This window comes from Lacrimispora amygdalina, assembly GCF_900205965.1.
Lineage (GTDB): Bacteria > Bacillota > Clostridia > Lachnospirales > Lachnospiraceae > Lacrimispora > Lacrimispora amygdalina_A.
Map to the genome: position 1 here is coordinate 195,545 of NZ_OAOF01000008.1, position 17,379 is coordinate 212,923.

The window sequence follows — 17,379 nt, forward strand, 5'->3', positions numbered from 1 at the left end:
TGTTTCATATAGATATAAACCTAGAGACAGGAGAAGAAGATTATGAATCATTATGAATTGGCAAAAGAGATTCTGGACCATGTGGGCGGAAGCAGTAATATCACACAGCTGACCAATTGTGCTACCCGCCTGAGAATGAATTTTAAAGATGAATCCAAAATTGATCTGAATAAAATCAAAGAGATATCTGGTGTACTGGGAGCAGCAAAAAAATCCGGACAGTATCAGATCATTATAGGTACCGATGTGTCAAACGTTTGTGAGGGAATAAGAAAAATGGGGCAGATTGACGAGGCAGCAGCACCTGCGAAAAAAGGTGGAAAATTAGATGCCTTAATGGATATTTTTGCTTCTATTTTTACTCCGGTTATTCCGGCAATTACAGCTGCTGGTATGATAAAAGCAATTTTAGTTATATGTGTTCTTCTGGGAATGAATAAGGACTCCCAGGTGTATTCCATATTAAGCTTTATAGCAGATGCCGGCTTTTACTTTCTGCCGGTGATGCTGGCATTCTCCTCTGCAAAAAAACTGGGCTGTAATCCCTATCTGGCAGTAATGATCGGAGGAATTTTACTTCACCCCAATTTCGCTAAGATGGTATCAGCCGGAGATCCGGTTTTCTTTCTGGGCCTTCCGGTTAAACTGGTTAACTATGGTTCCAGTGTAATTCCAATAATACTTGCTGTCTGGCTGATGACCTATGTAGAGCGGTTTGCAGATAAGATTTCACCGAAACCGGTTAAATTTTTTATGAAGCCAGTCCTTACAATATTAATTGTTGCGCCGGTTGTATTAGTTGTTTTAGGACCGATCGGTTCTTATATTGGTACGGTAATTGCCACTGTAACGGATTTTCTTAACAACCATGTAAGATGGCTGGTTCCCATGCTGATGGGTGCTTTTATGCCGCTTCTGGTTTTAACAGGAATGCACTGGAGCTTTCTGCCGATACTGATGACCTCCTATAGTACGTACGGGTATGAAGCAGTTATGGGCCCCGGAAGTCTGGTTTCAAACATATGCCAGGGTGCTGCATCTTTGTGTGTGGCTCTGAAATCAAAGGACAGGCAGTTTAAGCAGCAGGCCTCCTCTGCAGGAATCACGGCACTTATGGGTATAACAGAACCCGCCATGTATGGTGTTACAATTAAGTATAAAAAAGTGTTGCTGTCTGTGATGCTTGGAGGTGCAGCAGGCGGATTTTATGCCGGTCTGATGGGAGTTGTCCGTTATACGTCAGGTACACCCGGACTTCTGTCACTTCCGATCTTCATTGGGGAAAATCCAATGAATGTGGTAAATGCCCTTATTTCCTGTGTCATTGGATTTTCCATAACCTTTTTATTAACCTGGTTTTATGGATTTAAAGAAACAGATAATGACAAGGCGGCTGCACCGGGTTATAATAAACCAGAAGAGGAACCGGGTTTAAAAAGTAAGAAAATCATTATATCCAGCCCGGTAAACGGCGAAAAAGTGAGTCTGTCAAAAGTGAATGATGAGACATTTGCAAAGGAAATTGCCGGAAAAGGAATGGCAGTAGAACCTGCGGATGGAAGAATCACAGCGCCGTTTGATGGTGAGGTAGTAACAGTGTTCCGTACAAAGCATGTGATTGGACTGAGAAGCAATGAGGGAGCAGAGCTGATGATTCACATTGGGATTGATACGGTGGAGTTAGAAGGGAAGCACTTTACCGTTCATGTATCAGACGGGGATCAGGTAAAAACCGGTGATCTTCTAATTGAATTTGACAAACAGGCAATTGAAGCAGCAGGATATGAAACAGTGGTCCCGGTTATAGTAACCAATACAGGAGATTATCTGGATATTATACCAAGTGAAGAGGGACCGGTTAAGAGTGGACAGCAGCTTTTTACAATACTTTAAGGAGTTTATATGAAATTAAAAACAGATTTTCTATGGGGAGGAGCCGTAGCTGCAAACCAGTGTGAGGGAGCTTATCTGGAGGACAAAAAAGGATTGTCACCCATGGATATTCTTCCGTCAGCACAGTATGGAAGAAAAGAGGCAATGTATCATCCCGAACTGGCGCTTAAGAAAGATTATGGCTATTATCCCAGTCACGGTGCCATTGATTTTTATCATCGGTACAAAGAAGATCTTGCACTGATGGAAGAATTAGGTATAAAAGCATTCCGCACATCAATCAGCTGGGCCCGTATATTTCCGGAGGGAGAAGGAGAGCCTAACGAGGCGGGCCTGCAATTTTATGATAATCTGTTTGACGAATGCAAAAAACGTCATATGGAACCGGTTGTGACCATCTGTCATTTCGATACGCCCCTTGCGTTGACGAAAAAATATGGCGGCTGGGAGAACCGGGTGCTTATAAATCTGTATTTAAACTATTGCAGTCTGCTGTTTAAACGGTTTGGAAAGAAAGTAAAATACTGGATCACCTTTAATGAAATTAATATGATTACACACATTCCATTTTTCGGCGGAGGTATGTTGACAGAGGATAGAGAAAATGTCAGCCAGATTGCCTATCAGGCGGCACACCATCAATTGGTAGCCAGTGCACTGGCCGTAAAAATGGCACATGAGTGCAAAGAAGAACTACTGGTTGGCTGCATGCTCGCGGCGGGATCTTTTTATCCGTATAGCTGCAATCCTCAGGATGTTTGGGAAGCAGTGGAGAAAAATCAGGAATCGTATCTGTTTATCGATGTGCAGGTACGCGGAAAATATCCATCCTATGCACAGCGAATCTGGAAAGAAAAAAGAGTTACACTAAAGATGGAAGATGGAGATGAAGAGATTCTGGGATGTAATCCGGTAGACTATATTGCTTTTAGTTATTATTCCAGCCGCCTGGCTGGTGTCAGTCCGGAAATCAGCGGAAAAACCGCAGACGGCAATGCCATTCAAACGCTTAGAAATCCTCATCTGGATATTACACCATGGGGAAGACAGATTGACCCTCTGGGACTGCGTATTACAATGAATGATTTGTATGACCGATATCAAAAACCTCTTTTTATTGTTGAAAATGGTCTTGGTGCAGCAGACAAAATCGAATCCGATGGAACGATCAATGACGATTACCGTATTGCTTATACCAGAGATCATATAAAGGCCATGAAAGCTGCAGTCGGAGATGGTGTGGATTGCCTGGGTTATCTTTCCTGGAGCTGCATCGACCTGGTAAGTGCAGGAACAGGTGAGATGGAAAAGCGTTATGGATTTATTTATGTAGACAAAGATAACAATGGAAACGGCACACTGGAGCGCAGGAAGAAAAAGTCCTTTTACTGGTATAAGAAAGTCATTGAAAGTAATGGTGAAATGATGGATTAGACAGGAGATGACAGGCAGCAGTCGATTGGATAAGGAGAAGCAGATTATGATAAAACGAAGTGTAGTAGTTGCAAATGATTTAGGACTTCATGCCAGACCGGCATTGCTGCTTGTCAGACTTTTAAAGGAGTATCCATGTGACATTCAGGTTTATAAAAATCAGCTGCTTTCTAAAAAGTATCAGCCAAAAGACATTCTTTCAGTTATGTCTATGGATGCGGTAAAGGGAGATGTGCTGACATTTGAAGCGGATGGGGAAAAAGCAGAGGAAGCATTGTTGGCAGTGGAAGCATTTTTAAGAGACAATTGCGTGTAGTAACAGGTAATCAGGAAAACGGGGGTGCGTACGCACCCCCGTTTTTTGCAGATCTTCTACAGGAACGAAGCAGCAGACATTCGGCATAGGATGATAGAAATGAGATATTAAAAAAGAAAATGAAAAATCTGGTATACGTAATTATGTATCATTACGTGAGGGATTTGGAACACAGCCGTTATCCCCGGATAAAAGGATTGGACGTGGACTTTTTCAGACAGCAGATTGAATTTTTAAAACAGAATTTCACAGTTATCACCATGGAAGAATTGATCTGTGCGTGTAACGGGCGGTATGAACTTCCTGAAAAAGCAGTTTTACTGACATTTGATGATGGTTACCTGGATCATTATATGTTTGTATTTCCCGTACTGAAAGCCCAAAATTTACAAGGTTCATTTTTCATCTCTGCAAAAACGCTGAAGGAACATGTTTTATTGGATGTAAATAAAATTCATTATATTTTAGCCAGTACTAAGATGAAAGACCTTCTGCCTTCCGTCCTTGAACGTATGGATTATTATCGGGGATCAGAATACGATTACCCGGACAATAACATGCTTTTTGATAAATATGCAGCAAAAAACCGGTTTGATGACAAAGAAACTATTTTCGTGAAACGAATGCTTCAGACTGTCCTGCCGCAACCAGTAAGAAGCATGATCTGTAAGGATCTGTTTCAACAATATGTAGGGGTATTGGAAGAAAATATGGCAAGCGAATTGTATTTAACACCAGATCAGACCAGGCTTATGAAAAATGAAGGCATGTACATTGGCCTGCATGGATACAGTCACTGCTGGCTGGGCCATATGCCGGAAAAGGAAATGCAGGCTGATATCAGCCTGGCATTAGACGTCATGTCTGAATACGTGGACAGAAAAAACTGGGTAATGAATTATCCCTATGGCAGTTATAATGAGTCACTTTTAAAATACATTTCTTCCTGCGGCTGTAAACTTGGACTTACTACCCAGGTGAAGGCGGCCGACCTTTCGGAGTGCAGCAGACTTACAATCCCCCGTCTGGATACCAACGATTTTCCGCCTGTCAGCGAAAACTATAAGTGCCGAGGTGAAATATTATGAATCAGTTTGATGAACGGTATGAGATCCGGCTTGCTGATTGTTCTGACATAGAGATGATTATGAATTTCATTGATAAATACTGGAAAAAAGGTCATATTATGTCCCTGGACAGAGATCTGTTTCTATACGAATATCAGGATGGGGATCATATTAATTTTATTCTGGCAATTGATAAAAGAACCGGATTGCTGGAAGGCATTTTTGGCTTTATTAAATGTTCGGATACGAAAGATCTTAAAAAGAAGGATATCTGGGGAAGCATGTGGAAAGTACGTGAAAACGCTGATAATATGCCTCTTCTGGGAATTGAGCTTGCAAAGCGCGTATTTGAAATTACCGGATGCAGAACCCAGATTGGAAACGGAGCTAATCCCGCTACTACAATTCCGCTGAGAAGATATTATTTTCATGATAAAACAATCCGCATGAAGCAATATTACAAATTGAATCCGGAGACGGAAGAATTTAACATAGCAGCGGTGAAGAAAAGACCAAAATATCTGCCGGGCAATCAAGGTGAAACTAAGATTACCCTTTTTCGTACCATGAAGGAAGTAAAAGAATATTTCAATATAGAAAGCATTGAAAGCATACCATATAAAGACAGCTGGTATGTAAACAAACGGTTTTTCTGTCATCCGTATTATCATTATTATGTATATGGCTTAACAAACAAGGAGGGCAGAACGGGGGCTCTGATGATGACAAGAGTGATTGAATGCAGCGGTGCAAAAGTCCTTCGTATTGTGGATTATATAGGAGATCAGGCGCTGTTTTCCGGGCTGGGAGTTCCTTTAGAAAGGATTATGGAAGAAATGAATCTGGAATATGTGGATTTCTATACCTATGGCTTTAAGGATCAATATTTATACGACGCTGGTTTTGTTTACAGGTCAGAGGATGATCCCAATATCATTCCTAACTTTTTTGAGCCTTTTTTGCGTGAAAATGTGGATATCTGGGCTCATTACAATCTGGAAGGAACCTTGTTCTTCAAAGCAGACGGAGATCAGGACCGGCCCAATCAGTTAATGGAGAAACCAGGCAGGAGGCCAAAAGGCTATGAAATGGGAACATGAGTTTGAAGATAAACTACTGAAACAGGATCTGCGTGATGTAAATGCAGCGAAGTATGCAGAAAAAATCAGAAGCTGTAATAATATCATAATATGGGGAACAGGGAGCGCTTCCGATGCCCTGTATCAGTTTCTGGAAAAATTCCAATGTTTAGACAGAGTTAAATATTATGCTGACAATCAAAAGGAGCGCTGGGGAGCGTTAAAGAATGGTTATATGACTTTATCACCGGAAGAAGCCGTGAAAGAGGCAGGTGAGAAAGACAGTCTTATTATTATAGCTAGTATGCGCTTTCCGGTCATCAGAAAGCAGCTGCTTTCTCTGGGTATGGAAGAACGGATGATTGATACCGCTGGCTTTACCGTTGCCAATGATTATGATACTTACAAGAAGGAAACTGCTTATCAGATAATACAGTCTCATTATGATGAGTATAAACAAGTCTATTACGATCTGGAAGATCGCCGCTCAAAAGAGATTTATCTGAATATACTCAATTCCAAGATATCTCTGGATAACCAATATCTGAAGGGGATATCTTCTGCCCCTGAAAAGCAGTATTTTGATCCGGAATTATTGAAGTTAAGAGAAGACGAGTGTTTTTGTGACTGCGGAAGTTATAACGGAGATACAATGGAAACCTTCTTTCATTTAACCGGCGGAAAATGCAAAAAATATATTGCAATAGAAGCAGACAAAGGTATCTGCAGGGAGTTGAATCAGAAAATTTCAGACAGAGATTATAAAAACGTCATTGCCCTCAATCTTGCGTGCTGGAATAAAAAGACAATTTTAAAATTTCAATCTGCAAGAAGTGCAGGACACATCACGGATCTGGGGGAGATCGAGGTTTTTGCAGATACTCTGGATCATATGGTAAAAGATGAGCCGGTTACCATGATAAAAATGGATATTGAAGGTGCAGAAACAGCGGCATTAACTGGTGCAGGGAAAGTGATCCGCAAAAACAAACCCGTGTTATGCATCTGTATTTATCATAGCTTAGAAGACTTTTATAGAATTCCTCTCATCATGAAAGAATTAAACGAGGATTATCACCTGTTTATACGCAATTATACAGATATGGTTGCTGCAGAGACTGTGTGCTATGCAGTTCCGGCAAACCGGCTTGATCTGGGGAATCAGGAGGGAGGTCAATGAATCAGCTTGTAATAGGAATGGTAGGCGCAGGAAGAGCAGCACAGCTGCATATGAACGCATATAACCGGGTAAGCGGCATACCGCTTCGATTTAAAACCATTGCCGCCAGACGCCCCCAGCAGTTATTGCCGGCAAAGGAGCTTTATGGATTTGAACAGGCATCCTATGATTTTCAGGAACTGATCGAAGATCCTGAGATTCATATTATTGATATCTGCACGCCTCCTTATGTCCACGAAGAAATAATCATAAAAGCTTTAAAAGCGGGAAAGCATGTGATTTGTGAAAAGCCCCTTTCCGGATATTTCACAGCAGGTACAGTATCAAAATCAGTCATGTATAAGGAACTGCTAAGCTCTCTGGAACGTATGAAACAGACCGTCGAAGATTCCGGCTGTAAATTCATGTATGCGGAAAACTTTATCTATGCCCCCGCTGTTGCAAAAGCAGCCGAGATTATTTCGTCAAAAAAGAGTCGTATTCTTTACATGAAGGGAGAAGAGAGCCTGAAGGGATCAAGCTCTCCAGTTGCAGGTTCCTGGTCAAAAACCGGAGGGGGAACCTTTATCCGCACCGGAACCCATCCGCTATCCGCAATTCTCTGGTTAAAACAACAGGAAGCAAAAGCCCGCGGTATTGATATCAGGGTGGAAAGCGTCCTGGCAGATATGGCAACGGTCACCACTACGCTTTCGGATTATGAACACCGTCATATCAAGGCCCGGCCAGAAGACGTAGAGGATAGCGCAACAGCGGTAATCACCTTTTCCGACCAGTCCAGAGCACTGGTTATAGCCACAGATACCTGCCTGGGCGGCAGCAGGAATTATATTGAGCTGTATTGCAATGATACTGCAATTACCTGCAATCTGACCATGAATGATATGATGTCCACGTATTTTTTGGATGAAGATAATCTTGAGGGGATTGAACTTTCTGAGATGCTGCCCTCAAAAACCGGCTGGAATAAACCCTTTATAGCAGATGAGATCATAAGGGGATACACCGGTGAAATGCAGGATTTCATGGAAGCGGTCTGTTTTGACCGGAATCCCAGGTCGGATTTTTCACTTGCATATGATACCATCCGTGTCGTATATGCCGCATATATGTCTGCAGAAGCAGGAAGGCGGGTGTATCTTTCTTAATGGGGAAAGGAGAAAGAATGAGTAAAATCTGCGATATATTTTTTACCATGGCTGCTAAATATCCACAGAAGACTGCTATCTGGTGTGATAATAAAACCGTTACTTATGAAAAACTGGCATCGTTGGTAAATGGATATTCTTATTTTATGTTCAATCATGGAGTTTGCTATGGGGACCACATAGGGTTTCCCATGAATAACAGTATAGAATCAGCAGCTTTAATTCTTGCAGCAGCAGACTTGGGAGCAGCACTGGTACCCATTAACCCCACCCTGCCTCCAGAAACAATTAAATCCCTGTTTGCAGCAGCAGATGTAAATCATTTGATTGCAAGAAAAAATTTTTTAGAACAAACAGCGGGAGAAACAGACTTTAAATTCTCAGGCGTACAGTTTTGTCTGGATGACACCTGGGAAAATGCCCTGTCACTGGAATTAACAGAAGCAATATCAGAGAGACCGCCGGTCCATAATCAGGTGACCGGAGAAGAAACCCTGATTATAACCATGACCTCCGGTTCCACTGGAGTACCAAAGCCCATTGATTTAACGCAAATCAATAAATTAAAAAGAGCCAGGGCTCATATCCGTTTATACAATCTGACAAAAGAGGACCGGATACTGGCTGCAACACCCCTCTATCATTCCCTTGCGGAGCGCCTGGTTTTAATGCCCCTTCTTATTGGGGCAACGAGTATTTTAATGCCCAGGTTTACCCCCTCATTGTGGTTGAACTGTATAAAAAATCAGAGGGTTACATTCACCATTGCTGTTTCAGCCCAGTTAGGACAGATTGCAGAGCTGCTGACCAGTCCCTTTGTACCTGAGATTGATTCTCTCAGATGTGTGGTATCTTCTTCCTCTCTTTTGGAGAACCATATTAAAAATGAATTAATTGATAAATTAAACTGCGATTTCCTTGAAATGTATGGCACCACAGAGACATCGACTGTTACCAGCATTAACTTCAGAGAAACTGTTAATAAGAAAAATTCGGTTGGAAAACCCCTGCCGGAAGCGGAAGTAAAGATAATAAAAGAGGATCAGAGTGCGGCTCTGCCTGGAGAGATCGGAGAAATTACCTGTAAAACCGCGCTGATGTGCAGCGGATATTATGGCTTGCCGGAAGTCTTTCAAAATGCGATGCAGGATGGCTATTTTAGAACCGGAGATCTGGGCTATCTGGATGAGGACGGGTATCTGTATTTTACAGGCAGGAAGAAAGAATTGATTATCACAGGAGGTATTAATGTATATCCTCAGGATATTGAGGCGTGTATAAAGAAACTTCCGGAGGTAAAGGAGTGTGCAGCTTTTGCATATCCGGATAACAGGCTTGGAGAGGTGGTTGCATTAGCAGTTGTACCGGTGCGGAATACGAAGTTAAGCAAACGTAATATTCAGTTTCAATGCGCAAAGAATCTGGCAGATTTTCAACAGCCCCACCTCATCGTTTTTCTGGCTGAACTGCCAAAAAATTCGTTGGGAAAAGTAGAAAAATACAATCTTGTGGAATATGTAACGAAACATGGCGTGTTCAAATAATATAAAAATAAGGGGGAGTGCAGGAATGACTGCAAGAGATTATATTTTAAAAGAACTGCAGAGAAAAGACACCTTAGGAGAAAATATTGATATAGAGACATTTAACTATTTGGAGAGCGGTTATATAGATTCAATCAGTATCATACAGTTTCTTGCGGGACTGGAAGAGGAGTTTGGGGTTGAATTTACGGATGCTGAAATTGCAGATCCTTCTTTTAAGATTGCTGGTCAGTTAATCCGGTTAGTTGAAAGAAAAGTGATGGAACATGAAAGATCTAAAGCTGGTAATGGCGAAGAATCATGACATAATTACTCCAAAGACTGAAATAAAGATCGGTAATATTACGGTTGGAAGGGATTTCCTTGTCATTGCAGGCCCTTGCAGTGTAGAATCAGAGGAACAGATTATGAAAGCTGCCACTGCTGTGAAAGCAGCAGGGGCCAATATGCTTCGGGGCGGCACCTATAAACCCAGAACTTCCCCATATTCCTTTCAGGGGCTTGGCAGAATCGGTCTGCAGTATTTAAGCGTGGCCGGACTGAAAACGGGTCTTCCTGTTATCACGGAAGTTACAGACACAAGAGATGTGTATCTGATTGGTGAATATGCTGACGTTCTTCAGATTGGTACAAGAAATATGCAAAATTACTCCCTTCTGGTAGAAGTGGGAAAGTTAAAGAAGCCGGTACTTTTAAAAAGAGGAATGAATGCTACTATAGAAGAGTGGCTAAGCAGTGCGGAGTATATTATGAATGAAGGAAATCCCAATGTGATCTTATGTGAAAGAGGAATCCGCACATTCGAGACCCTGACCAGAAACACTCTGGATCTAAGCGCAGTTGCGGCTGTAAAAGGCCTTAGTCATCTTCCGGTAGTAGTAGATCCGTCCCATGCCACAGGCCGCGCTGATTTAATCAGACCCATGTCTTTAAGTGCCGTTATGGCGGGCTGTGACGGCCTTGAAATAGAAGTACACCCGTCTCCGGAGGAAGCGTTAAGTGATAAAGAGCAGCAGCTCACACCAGAGCAGTTTCACATTCTGATGGAGGCTGTAAAGAAAACCTTGATTTTTAAAGAAGAGCTGAAAGAAAAGGGTTGAATGGAAAAATGCCGCGAAACAGTTGGACAGCAGCTGTTTTGCGGCACTTTTGATTCGTATGGTGATTTATAGTATCCGGACATTTTTCAAAGCCCCGGTTTTAGAAAATTCTGTCCATTCACATACATTTACCGCATGATCTCCGATCCGTTCTAAATATTTAGCAATCATCAGTAAATCAATACACTGGTCAATATGTTCTGCCGATTGTTTTAATAAGTCTACCACATCGACTTTCACCTTGCCAAACAGTTCATCCACCACATCATCCTTTTTCTCAATTTCCTTTGCTGTAATTACATCCTGCTGGATAAATGCTTCGATCGAACAGCGGACCATCTCTCTTGCCGCAGCTGCCATGGACGGAATATGACGGACAACATGATAGACATGCTCACCCTTAATCCGAAGGATCAATTCTGCAATATCAGATGCGTGATCCCCGATTCTTTCCAGATCTGTCACTACCTTCAAGGCACTGGAAACTACTCTTAAGTCACCGGCTACGGGCTGCTGACGAAGAATAATGGAAAGACAGCGTGCCTCTATGGAACGTTCTAAATCATTAATAGTACGGTCGGCTTTAATAATGTCTTCCGCCTTTTCAAAATCCTGATCTTCAAAAGCGATGAAACACTGTTCAATGGAATTCTCTACTAACCGTCCCATTTCCTTTATATCATCATTTAAAAGATTTAACTCATGTTCATAATTTACTCTTGTAGTCATATAAGGTTCTCCTTTTATACTTTAAAGATTGATTAACCGAAACGTCCCGTAATATAATCCTCAGTCCTGGAATCCTTAGGAGCAGTAAAAAGTTCCGTAGTGGGAGCGTATTCCACGACCTCACCTACGAGAAAGAAAGCGGTCTGATCTGCAATACGGGTTGCCTGCTGCATATTGTGAGTTACAATTGCAACCGTATATTTCTCCTTCAGTTCATCCATTAAGTCCTCGATTTTTAAAGTGGATATAGGATCAAGGGCGGAGGTTGGTTCATCCATCAACAGAACCTCTGGTTCCACAGCCAAAGCTCTGGCAATGCACAGACGCTGCTGCTGCCCGCCGGACAGACCCAGTGCCGATTTTTTTAACCGTCCGGATACCTCATCCCACAGTGCGGCTCCCTTCAGGCTTTTTTCCACAATGGAATCAAGTTCAGATTTATTCTTGATCCCATGAATTCTGGGACCGTAAGCAACGTTGTCATAGATGCTCATGGGGAAAGGATTAGGCTGCTGAAACACCATGCCTATTTTCTTGCGCAGCAGCGTAGTGTCAACTTTCGGATCGTAGATATTTTCACCGTCTAACAGGACTTCACCCTCAATTTTCACATTGGGCACCAGATCATTCATACGGTTTAAAGTTTTTAAGTAAGTAGATTTGCCGCAGCCGGATGGTCCGATAAATGCGGTGATTTTATTGGTATAAAGTTCCATGCTCACATCCTTTAAGGCGTGATTGGTTCCATAATATAAATTCAAATGACTGGTTGAGATTTTTATTGTATTGGTATTCACTATTCTTTCGCCTCCGTGTTAAATTTATGGGACAGAAACTTTGCAAGTCCATTGATTGCAAGTACGATTACCAGAAGAACTACCGCAATTCCAAAGGCTGCGTCATATTTGGCTTTCTGCATGCTCAGGTAGAGCTGAATGGTCAGTGTACCGCCCGATTCCAATATTTTTCCGAAAAAGCTTCTGGGAAGAATGTATCCGCTGCCTGCCGTGAATAGAAGAGCTGCTGATTCGCCCACAATTCGCCCGATTGCAAGGATAATTCCTGTAACAATACCAGGCATGGCACTGGGAAGTAAAATTGTGCGGATCATATACCATTTGGTTGCACCAATACCCAGGGCGCCGGAGCGGTAGCTTTCAGGAACTGTTTTTAAAGCCTCCTGTGTGGTCCGGGTGATAAGAGGCAGAACCATGATGGATAAGGTCAGTGCACCGGTCAAAACGGAGTAACCAAATCCCAGTGTGTTTCCAAAGAACACATATCCAAAAAGTCCGAAAATGATTGAGGGTATTCCGGATAGAATTTCGGTTGTAAACTCGATGATACGAACCGCTTTCCCGCCTTTTGCGTACTCATTTAAATAAATGGCGGAGCCGACACCCAGAGGTGTTGCAATAACCAGGGTGATTACTACTACATAAAGAGTATTGACAATATTTCCTAATATGCCGAAGGTTCCTTTAATCGTGCTTGGTACGGTAGTCAGAAACTCCAAATTAAGCTGGGGAACTCCTCTGACAAAGACATACCCCATGATGCCGATCAGTATAAAAATAGAAATAAATGCACATAAATAAATAAGTAAGGTTAAAACTGAATCTGAAACTCTTTTTCTGCCATTATAGATACTATTTACAATAATGGACTCTCTGTGAACAGGTATAACGAGATCATTTGTCATTTTTGTCCGCTCCTTTCTTTAAAAGACTGTTTAGCATCACATTAATCAGCATAATAAAGACGAATAGAACCAGTCCTATGGTAAACAGAACCTGTTTGTGAAGACCGGAAGCATAAGACATTTCCGATACAATCGCCGTTGTAAGAAAACGAACCGAATGGAAAGGCAGTGGAAAGTTTACAGAGCTTCCGGATACCAGACTGATCGCCATGGCTTCGCCAATGGCTCTTCCTGTTCCCAATACAATCGCAGTGATAATTCCTGATTTTGCTGCAGGGATTACCACCTGGAAGATGGTCTGAATCTTTGTTGCACCCAGTGCCAGAGATGCGCTTCTTAAATGATGGGGAACAGAGCGCAGTGCGGTTTCGCTGATATTAATCACTGTAGGCAGAATCATAAGAGCAAGCACAAGTACGGCAGAAATCAAATTTGCACCGCCTGTAAACTGATGAGTGGAAGAACCTTTAAAAATCTCCAGTTCCAGATCATACATAAGCGGATTTAAAATCAGAATCCCCAGAAGTCCATAAATGACAGATGGAATACCTGCCAGAAGTTCTACTGCAGGCCGAACAATATTAGCAAGTCTTTTAGGGGCTACCTCCGCCAGAAATACGGCTGTCATTACTCCAATTGGCACACCAATAACGATTGCCAGAGCAGTTCCGACGATTGAGGTTAAAATAACATAAAGAATTCCAAAGCTTGGTATGGCTGCGTCCGGCTTCCAGACGGAACCAAACAAAATATCAAGAATCCCAACTTTAAATAAAGCAGGAGTACCGCTTGTTAACATATAGATACTGATTGACGCCACAGCCAGAACAGCAAAGAAGCCGCAGATGGTAAATATCACTTCTGCAGCATGTTCAATACCAGATTTACTTCCGTGACCGCCAAATATGGAATAAGATTTCGGTTGCATATCATGGCTCCTTTCGTGAAACAGGGACGTAGCGTAAGCGTTTAGCTGCGTCCCCATGTAATGCTTTCATTATGTGAAGGAATGATGATTCCTATTAGTTAGCTGGGATTAAGCCAACAGATTTTACTAATTCTTTTCCTTCATCAGAATAAATATAATCAAATAATGCTTTTACGTTATCGTTCTGTTTGGAAACTTCTCCTTTGGTAGCCATTACAAACGGACGGCTTAAGAAGTAGGAACCAGCTTTGATGTTTTCAGGTGTAGGATCAACGTTCTCCAGTTTAAATGTTTTTACTGTATTATCAAGTACATCAAGAGAAACGTAACCGATGGAACCAGGAGTAGATGCAACCTTTGCCATAACTGCGCCAGTGCTGTCAAGTTCGTTGCTGTATTTGCATGCATCTTCCAGCTTTAATAATTCTTCAAATGCGCTTCTGGTACCGGATCCGGACTCACGGCCGATTACTACGATAGGCTGATCTGCGCCGCCTAAATCTTTCCAGTTTGTGGTTGTCCCGTTGTAGATGGCAATCAGCTGATCCTTTGTCAGATTATCAACTGCATTGGAAGGATCGGTTGCAACAGCAATTCCGTCAATTGCTACAATATTTTCAATAATACCTTTGGATTTTTCTTCGTCTTTTAAATTACGGGAAGCATTTCCGATGTCAGAAGCTCCGTTGGTAACAGCTTCAACACCAGCTCCGGAACCAACAAATTCAGCCTGAACGGTAACTCCAGGATATTTCTCCATGAATACTTCACTTAAAGCAGTTGCAAGCTTTTCCATTGAAGTTGAACCAACCATGCTGATCGAGCCTTTTAAGTCTGCTGTTTTTTCAGCAGTTGTTGCTGCTGCGGTTGTTGTATCACCTGAACCAGAAGCTGTAGTAGTTTCAGCGGCCTTTGTTTCGGCAGCAGTAGTTTCAGTGGTGTTGCTGCTGCAACCGGCTATAGCTCCCATTGTTAATACTGCCATTCCGGCTGCTGTAAGTATTTTAATTAAATTTTTTTTCATAATCATTTTCTCCTCTTTTCATTTAAACTGCTTTCGCTTACATGTTGGAGTATATCAGTCAGTTAATGTTCCTGATATCATATTTTAGTATAGTGTTTGTAAAGCTTGTGTAAAACACGGTTATTGGTGTATAATTTTTCTTATATTAGTATCTGCAGAAATGTGCTTAAGATTCCTTTTGAATTGGTTCCTGTTTCTTAAAATGCCCCAAAATCAGCCAAAATACCGAAAAATTCCTTTATTTATCATAAAAATAACGGGATGGACTGGACAGAAAGGGAACAAATGTGGTAAATTGTTACGTGCATTTTATTATTCTAATTAAAAGAGAAGGTTCCGTAATTTTAAAAGACGGATACAAAGGATACGAGAATGGAGGACGTTTTCATGGGAGCATATCAATTGAAAATCACGATCAAAGGAAGCAAGCCGCCGATCTGGAGAAGGATTCTAATACCTGAAGGAATAACGTTTGAAACACTTCACCACATGATTCAGGCGTCACTGTGCTGGTCCGGCCAATACCCGTATCAATTTGAGTTTCGTTCTGAAAAAGTGCGGGTGGCATCAGATAAGGTTGAGCATTCAGTAAAGTATCAGTATCTTCCGGTGTCTGGAACGATTGACGGACAGTTATCGAAAGATACTAAATTTACATATGTATCATTCAATGCCGGAAGCTGGGAGTTTGTGGTTCTGACAGAAGATTATATAGAAGAATGTCAGGATAATTCAGCAAAAGTCATGAAATATAAAGGGAACATAATCCCGGAGACCTGCAGTAGTTTAGAAGAGTATGCAGGTCTTATAGATGCCTCAGCAGTTAAAGAATTGGAATATGATATAGAGGCAGTGAATCTCCGTCTGGACCAGATGACAGAAGGTTCAGGGGATATTCATATATCTGATATTTTCGACTGTTATGATAGAAACAGCATCCTTGAGATTGCAAAAAGACATCATATGAGCGGAACAAGCAAGTTAAAAAAAGAAGAATTGGTACATAAGACTATTTCTTATATATTAGATGAGAAAATAATGAAGCCGTATTTCCTATGTGTCCGCGATTGTGAAATGGAGGCTTTTGAAAAGATTATGTCCGGCAGCGGACAGCTGAGCCAGTTGGAATCAGAAAGTATGGATTATATTTATGCCGGAGGATATGTAACTTCCGGATCCAACCACTGCTTTCTGATATCAGAGGAAGTAATCAAGGCATATAAGACAATCAATACTGCTGAGTTTCAGGCAGAGAGGTCCCGCTTAAGCAGGATTGGAGATTATCTATGTGCTGCAAATTCTCTGTATGCCATAACCCCTCCTTCTGTTGTGCTGGAAACATTTAATAAATATGAAGAAAAGAAGCTGACGCTGGAGGAACTTTTAAGAGCTTATGAGTGTCTGCGCCCTTACCGCTGTATGGTAACCTATATAGATGGTAACTTTGCAGACGCAGCATTGTCGTCAGAACAAAAAGGCTATACAACACTTTTACGTACACAGAAGAAAGTTCCCTATTACATTCCGACTGAACAGGAAATTCGTTTTATGTCGGACAACTCCGGATTCTTAATGAACGAACAATTAAACAGGCTCAGCCAGTTTTTAACTTCTGAACTAAGTGTGCCGGATGAGATGATACCGCTTATACTCCGTCAGGTCCAGGCTGAACTCAGTCTGGGAGGACAGCTTCAGGATGTGATAAATGATTTAGAGGCTGCCGGAGTACTTTTGGAAACTTCTGAACATATGGAGATGTTTGCTTCTATTATAACCGATACCTGGAATCATACCAGAATGGTGCAAAACAGAGGGCATAAACCGTATGAGATGGTAATGAAGGGATTGGAAGAAGTGAGTGCTCAAAGGAAAAACATTCAGAAGATTTATCCCAATGATGCCTGCCCTTGCGGCAGCGGCAAGAAATACAAGAAATGCTGTGGTAAAAACGCCTGATTCTCTATTAAAACGCCGGAGCTCATTTGACAGTTGAAATGAGCTCCTTTTATGTCTCAAAAGTCGTGAATTACATGTTTTTCAAAATAATTAAAAAATTCCGAAAAACATGTTGACTTTTGTCAAAAGCTTTGGTATGATATATCTCGCCGCTGAAAAAGGCGGCAAACTTCTTCCAAAAACACATCGATGACCGATGAGAAAAGTTTTGAAGAAAATGAAAAAAATGGTTGACAAAAACAACCGGACATGATATCCTATATGAGTTGCTCCTGAAGC

The 17,379-nt window shown here is 41.7% G+C and carries 16 protein-coding genes; 11 read left to right on the plus strand and 5 right to left on the minus strand.

The window, feature by feature from the left end:
* The first annotated feature begins 42 nt into the window (after nt 1-42).
* The 10 genes from CRO04_RS13100 to aroF all read left to right on the plus strand — a co-directional run bounded on the left by CRO04_RS13100 (nt 43) and on the right by aroF (nt 10,761).
* Complete coding sequence (locus CRO04_RS13100; RefSeq protein WP_097004695.1) at nt 43-1,893, plus strand: beta-glucoside-specific PTS transporter subunit IIABC; 1,851 nt, start codon at nt 43-45, stop codon at nt 1,891-1,893.
* A gap of 9 nt (nt 1,894-1,902) precedes the next feature.
* Entirely contained in the window at nt 1,903-3,327 is a 1,425-nt protein-coding gene (ascB, locus tag CRO04_RS13105) for a 6-phospho-beta-glucosidase (protein WP_097004696.1), read from the plus strand.
* Between the two features lie 46 nt (nt 3,328-3,373).
* Entirely contained in the window at nt 3,374-3,643 is a 270-nt protein-coding gene (locus CRO04_RS13110; RefSeq protein WP_166432553.1) for an HPr family phosphocarrier protein, read from the plus strand.
* Nucleotides 3,644-3,762: 119 nt separating this feature from the next.
* On the plus strand, nt 3,763-4,731 hold the full coding sequence (locus CRO04_RS13115) for a polysaccharide deacetylase family protein (protein WP_097004698.1): 969 nt from the start codon (nt 3,763-3,765) through the stop codon (nt 4,729-4,731).
* Entirely contained in the window at nt 4,728-5,810 is a 1,083-nt protein-coding gene (locus CRO04_RS13120) for a hypothetical protein (RefSeq protein WP_097004699.1), read from the plus strand. The genes CRO04_RS13115 and CRO04_RS13120 overlap by 4 nt, the downstream gene beginning before the upstream one ends.
* A complete protein-coding gene (locus tag CRO04_RS13125) occupies nt 5,794-6,969 on the plus strand; it encodes an FkbM family methyltransferase (RefSeq protein ID WP_097004700.1) in 1,176 nt (391 codons plus the stop codon). The genes CRO04_RS13120 and CRO04_RS13125 overlap by 17 nt, the downstream gene beginning before the upstream one ends.
* A complete protein-coding gene (locus tag CRO04_RS13130; protein ID WP_097004701.1) occupies nt 6,966-8,117 on the plus strand; it encodes a Gfo/Idh/MocA family protein in 1,152 nt (383 codons plus the stop codon). The genes CRO04_RS13125 and CRO04_RS13130 overlap by 4 nt, the downstream gene beginning before the upstream one ends.
* A 17-nt stretch (nt 8,118-8,134) precedes the next feature.
* Nucleotides 8,135-9,661, plus strand: coding sequence for a class I adenylate-forming enzyme family protein (locus CRO04_RS13135; RefSeq protein ID WP_097004721.1), 1,527 nt, complete (start codon nt 8,135-8,137; stop codon nt 9,659-9,661).
* A gap of 25 nt (nt 9,662-9,686) precedes the next feature.
* The gene (locus tag CRO04_RS13140) at nt 9,687-9,965 is read left to right on the plus strand and encodes an acyl carrier protein (RefSeq protein WP_166432554.1); all 279 of its coding nucleotides are present in this window, start codon (nt 9,687-9,689) and stop codon (nt 9,963-9,965) included.
* Nucleotides 9,928-10,761, plus strand: coding sequence for a 3-deoxy-7-phosphoheptulonate synthase (gene aroF, locus CRO04_RS13145; RefSeq protein WP_097004703.1), 834 nt, complete (start codon nt 9,928-9,930; stop codon nt 10,759-10,761). The genes CRO04_RS13140 and aroF overlap by 38 nt, the downstream gene beginning before the upstream one ends.
* Before the next feature lie 66 nt (nt 10,762-10,827).
* Here the strand turns inward: aroF and phoU are convergent, their stop codons facing one another.
* The 5 genes from phoU to CRO04_RS13170 all read right to left on the minus strand — a co-directional run bounded on the left by phoU (nt 10,828) and on the right by CRO04_RS13170 (nt 15,144).
* Nucleotides 10,828-11,490: a phosphate signaling complex protein PhoU gene (gene phoU / locus CRO04_RS13150; protein ID WP_097004704.1), complete on the minus strand. Its 663-nt coding sequence runs from the start codon at nt 11,488-11,490 to the stop codon at nt 10,828-10,830.
* A 32-nt stretch (nt 11,491-11,522) separates the two neighbouring features.
* The gene (pstB, locus tag CRO04_RS13155) at nt 11,523-12,287 is read right to left on the minus strand and encodes a phosphate ABC transporter ATP-binding protein PstB (RefSeq protein ID WP_097004705.1); all 765 of its coding nucleotides are present in this window, start codon (nt 12,285-12,287) and stop codon (nt 11,523-11,525) included.
* Nucleotides 12,287-13,192, minus strand: a complete 906-nt coding sequence (gene pstA, locus CRO04_RS13160; protein WP_097004706.1) for a phosphate ABC transporter permease PstA — start codon at nt 13,190-13,192, stop codon at nt 12,287-12,289. The genes pstB and pstA overlap by 1 nt, the downstream gene beginning before the upstream one ends.
* A complete protein-coding gene (gene pstC / locus CRO04_RS13165) occupies nt 13,182-14,120 on the minus strand; it encodes a phosphate ABC transporter permease subunit PstC (protein ID WP_097004707.1) in 939 nt (312 codons plus the stop codon). The genes pstA and pstC overlap by 11 nt, the downstream gene beginning before the upstream one ends.
* 94 nt (nt 14,121-14,214) lie before the next feature.
* Entirely contained in the window at nt 14,215-15,144 is a 930-nt protein-coding gene (locus tag CRO04_RS13170; protein ID WP_097004708.1) for a phosphate ABC transporter substrate-binding protein, read from the minus strand.
* A gap of 387 nt (nt 15,145-15,531) precedes the next feature.
* Here CRO04_RS13170 and CRO04_RS13175 point away from each other — a divergent pair, with 387 nt between their 5' ends.
* On the plus strand, nt 15,532-17,100 hold the full coding sequence (locus CRO04_RS13175) for an IS1096 element passenger TnpR family protein (protein WP_097004709.1): 1,569 nt from the start codon (nt 15,532-15,534) through the stop codon (nt 17,098-17,100).
* Nucleotides 17,101-17,379: the final 279 nt, after the last annotated feature.

Excerpts from the sequence above, each read along its gene's own strand:
- CRO04_RS13100 (WP_097004695.1), top strand. The coding sequence starts at position 43 with ATGAATCATTATGAATTGGCAAAAGAGATTCTGGACCATGTGGGCGGA.
- CRO04_RS13135 (WP_097004721.1), top strand. The coding sequence starts at position 8,135 with ATGAGTAAAATCTGCGATATATTTTTTACCATGGCTGCTAAATATCCA.
- CRO04_RS13110 (WP_166432553.1), top strand. The coding sequence starts at position 3,374 with ATGATAAAACGAAGTGTAGTAGTTGCAAATGATTTAGGACTTCATGCC.
- CRO04_RS13170 (WP_097004708.1), bottom strand. The coding sequence starts at position 15,144 with ATGAAAAAAAATTTAATTAAAATACTTACAGCAGCCGGAATGGCAGTA.
- CRO04_RS13125 (WP_097004700.1), top strand. The coding sequence starts at position 5,794 with ATGAAATGGGAACATGAGTTTGAAGATAAACTACTGAAACAGGATCTG.
- phoU (WP_097004704.1), bottom strand. The coding sequence starts at position 11,490 with ATGACTACAAGAGTAAATTATGAACATGAGTTAAATCTTTTAAATGAT.
- CRO04_RS13175 (WP_097004709.1), top strand. The coding sequence starts at position 15,532 with ATGGGAGCATATCAATTGAAAATCACGATCAAAGGAAGCAAGCCGCCG.
- CRO04_RS13130 (WP_097004701.1), top strand. The coding sequence starts at position 6,966 with ATGAATCAGCTTGTAATAGGAATGGTAGGCGCAGGAAGAGCAGCACAG.
- aroF (WP_097004703.1), top strand. The coding sequence starts at position 9,928 with ATGAAAGATCTAAAGCTGGTAATGGCGAAGAATCATGACATAATTACT.
- pstA (WP_097004706.1), bottom strand. The coding sequence starts at position 13,192 with ATGACAAATGATCTCGTTATACCTGTTCACAGAGAGTCCATTATTGTA.
- CRO04_RS13120 (WP_097004699.1), top strand. The coding sequence starts at position 4,728 with ATGAATCAGTTTGATGAACGGTATGAGATCCGGCTTGCTGATTGTTCT.
- pstC (WP_097004707.1), bottom strand. The coding sequence starts at position 14,120 with ATGCAACCGAAATCTTATTCCATATTTGGCGGTCACGGAAGTAAATCT.
- CRO04_RS13140 (WP_166432554.1), top strand. The coding sequence starts at position 9,687 with ATGACTGCAAGAGATTATATTTTAAAAGAACTGCAGAGAAAAGACACC.
- ascB (WP_097004696.1), top strand. The coding sequence starts at position 1,903 with ATGAAATTAAAAACAGATTTTCTATGGGGAGGAGCCGTAGCTGCAAAC.
- CRO04_RS13115 (WP_097004698.1), top strand. The coding sequence starts at position 3,763 with ATGAAAAATCTGGTATACGTAATTATGTATCATTACGTGAGGGATTTG.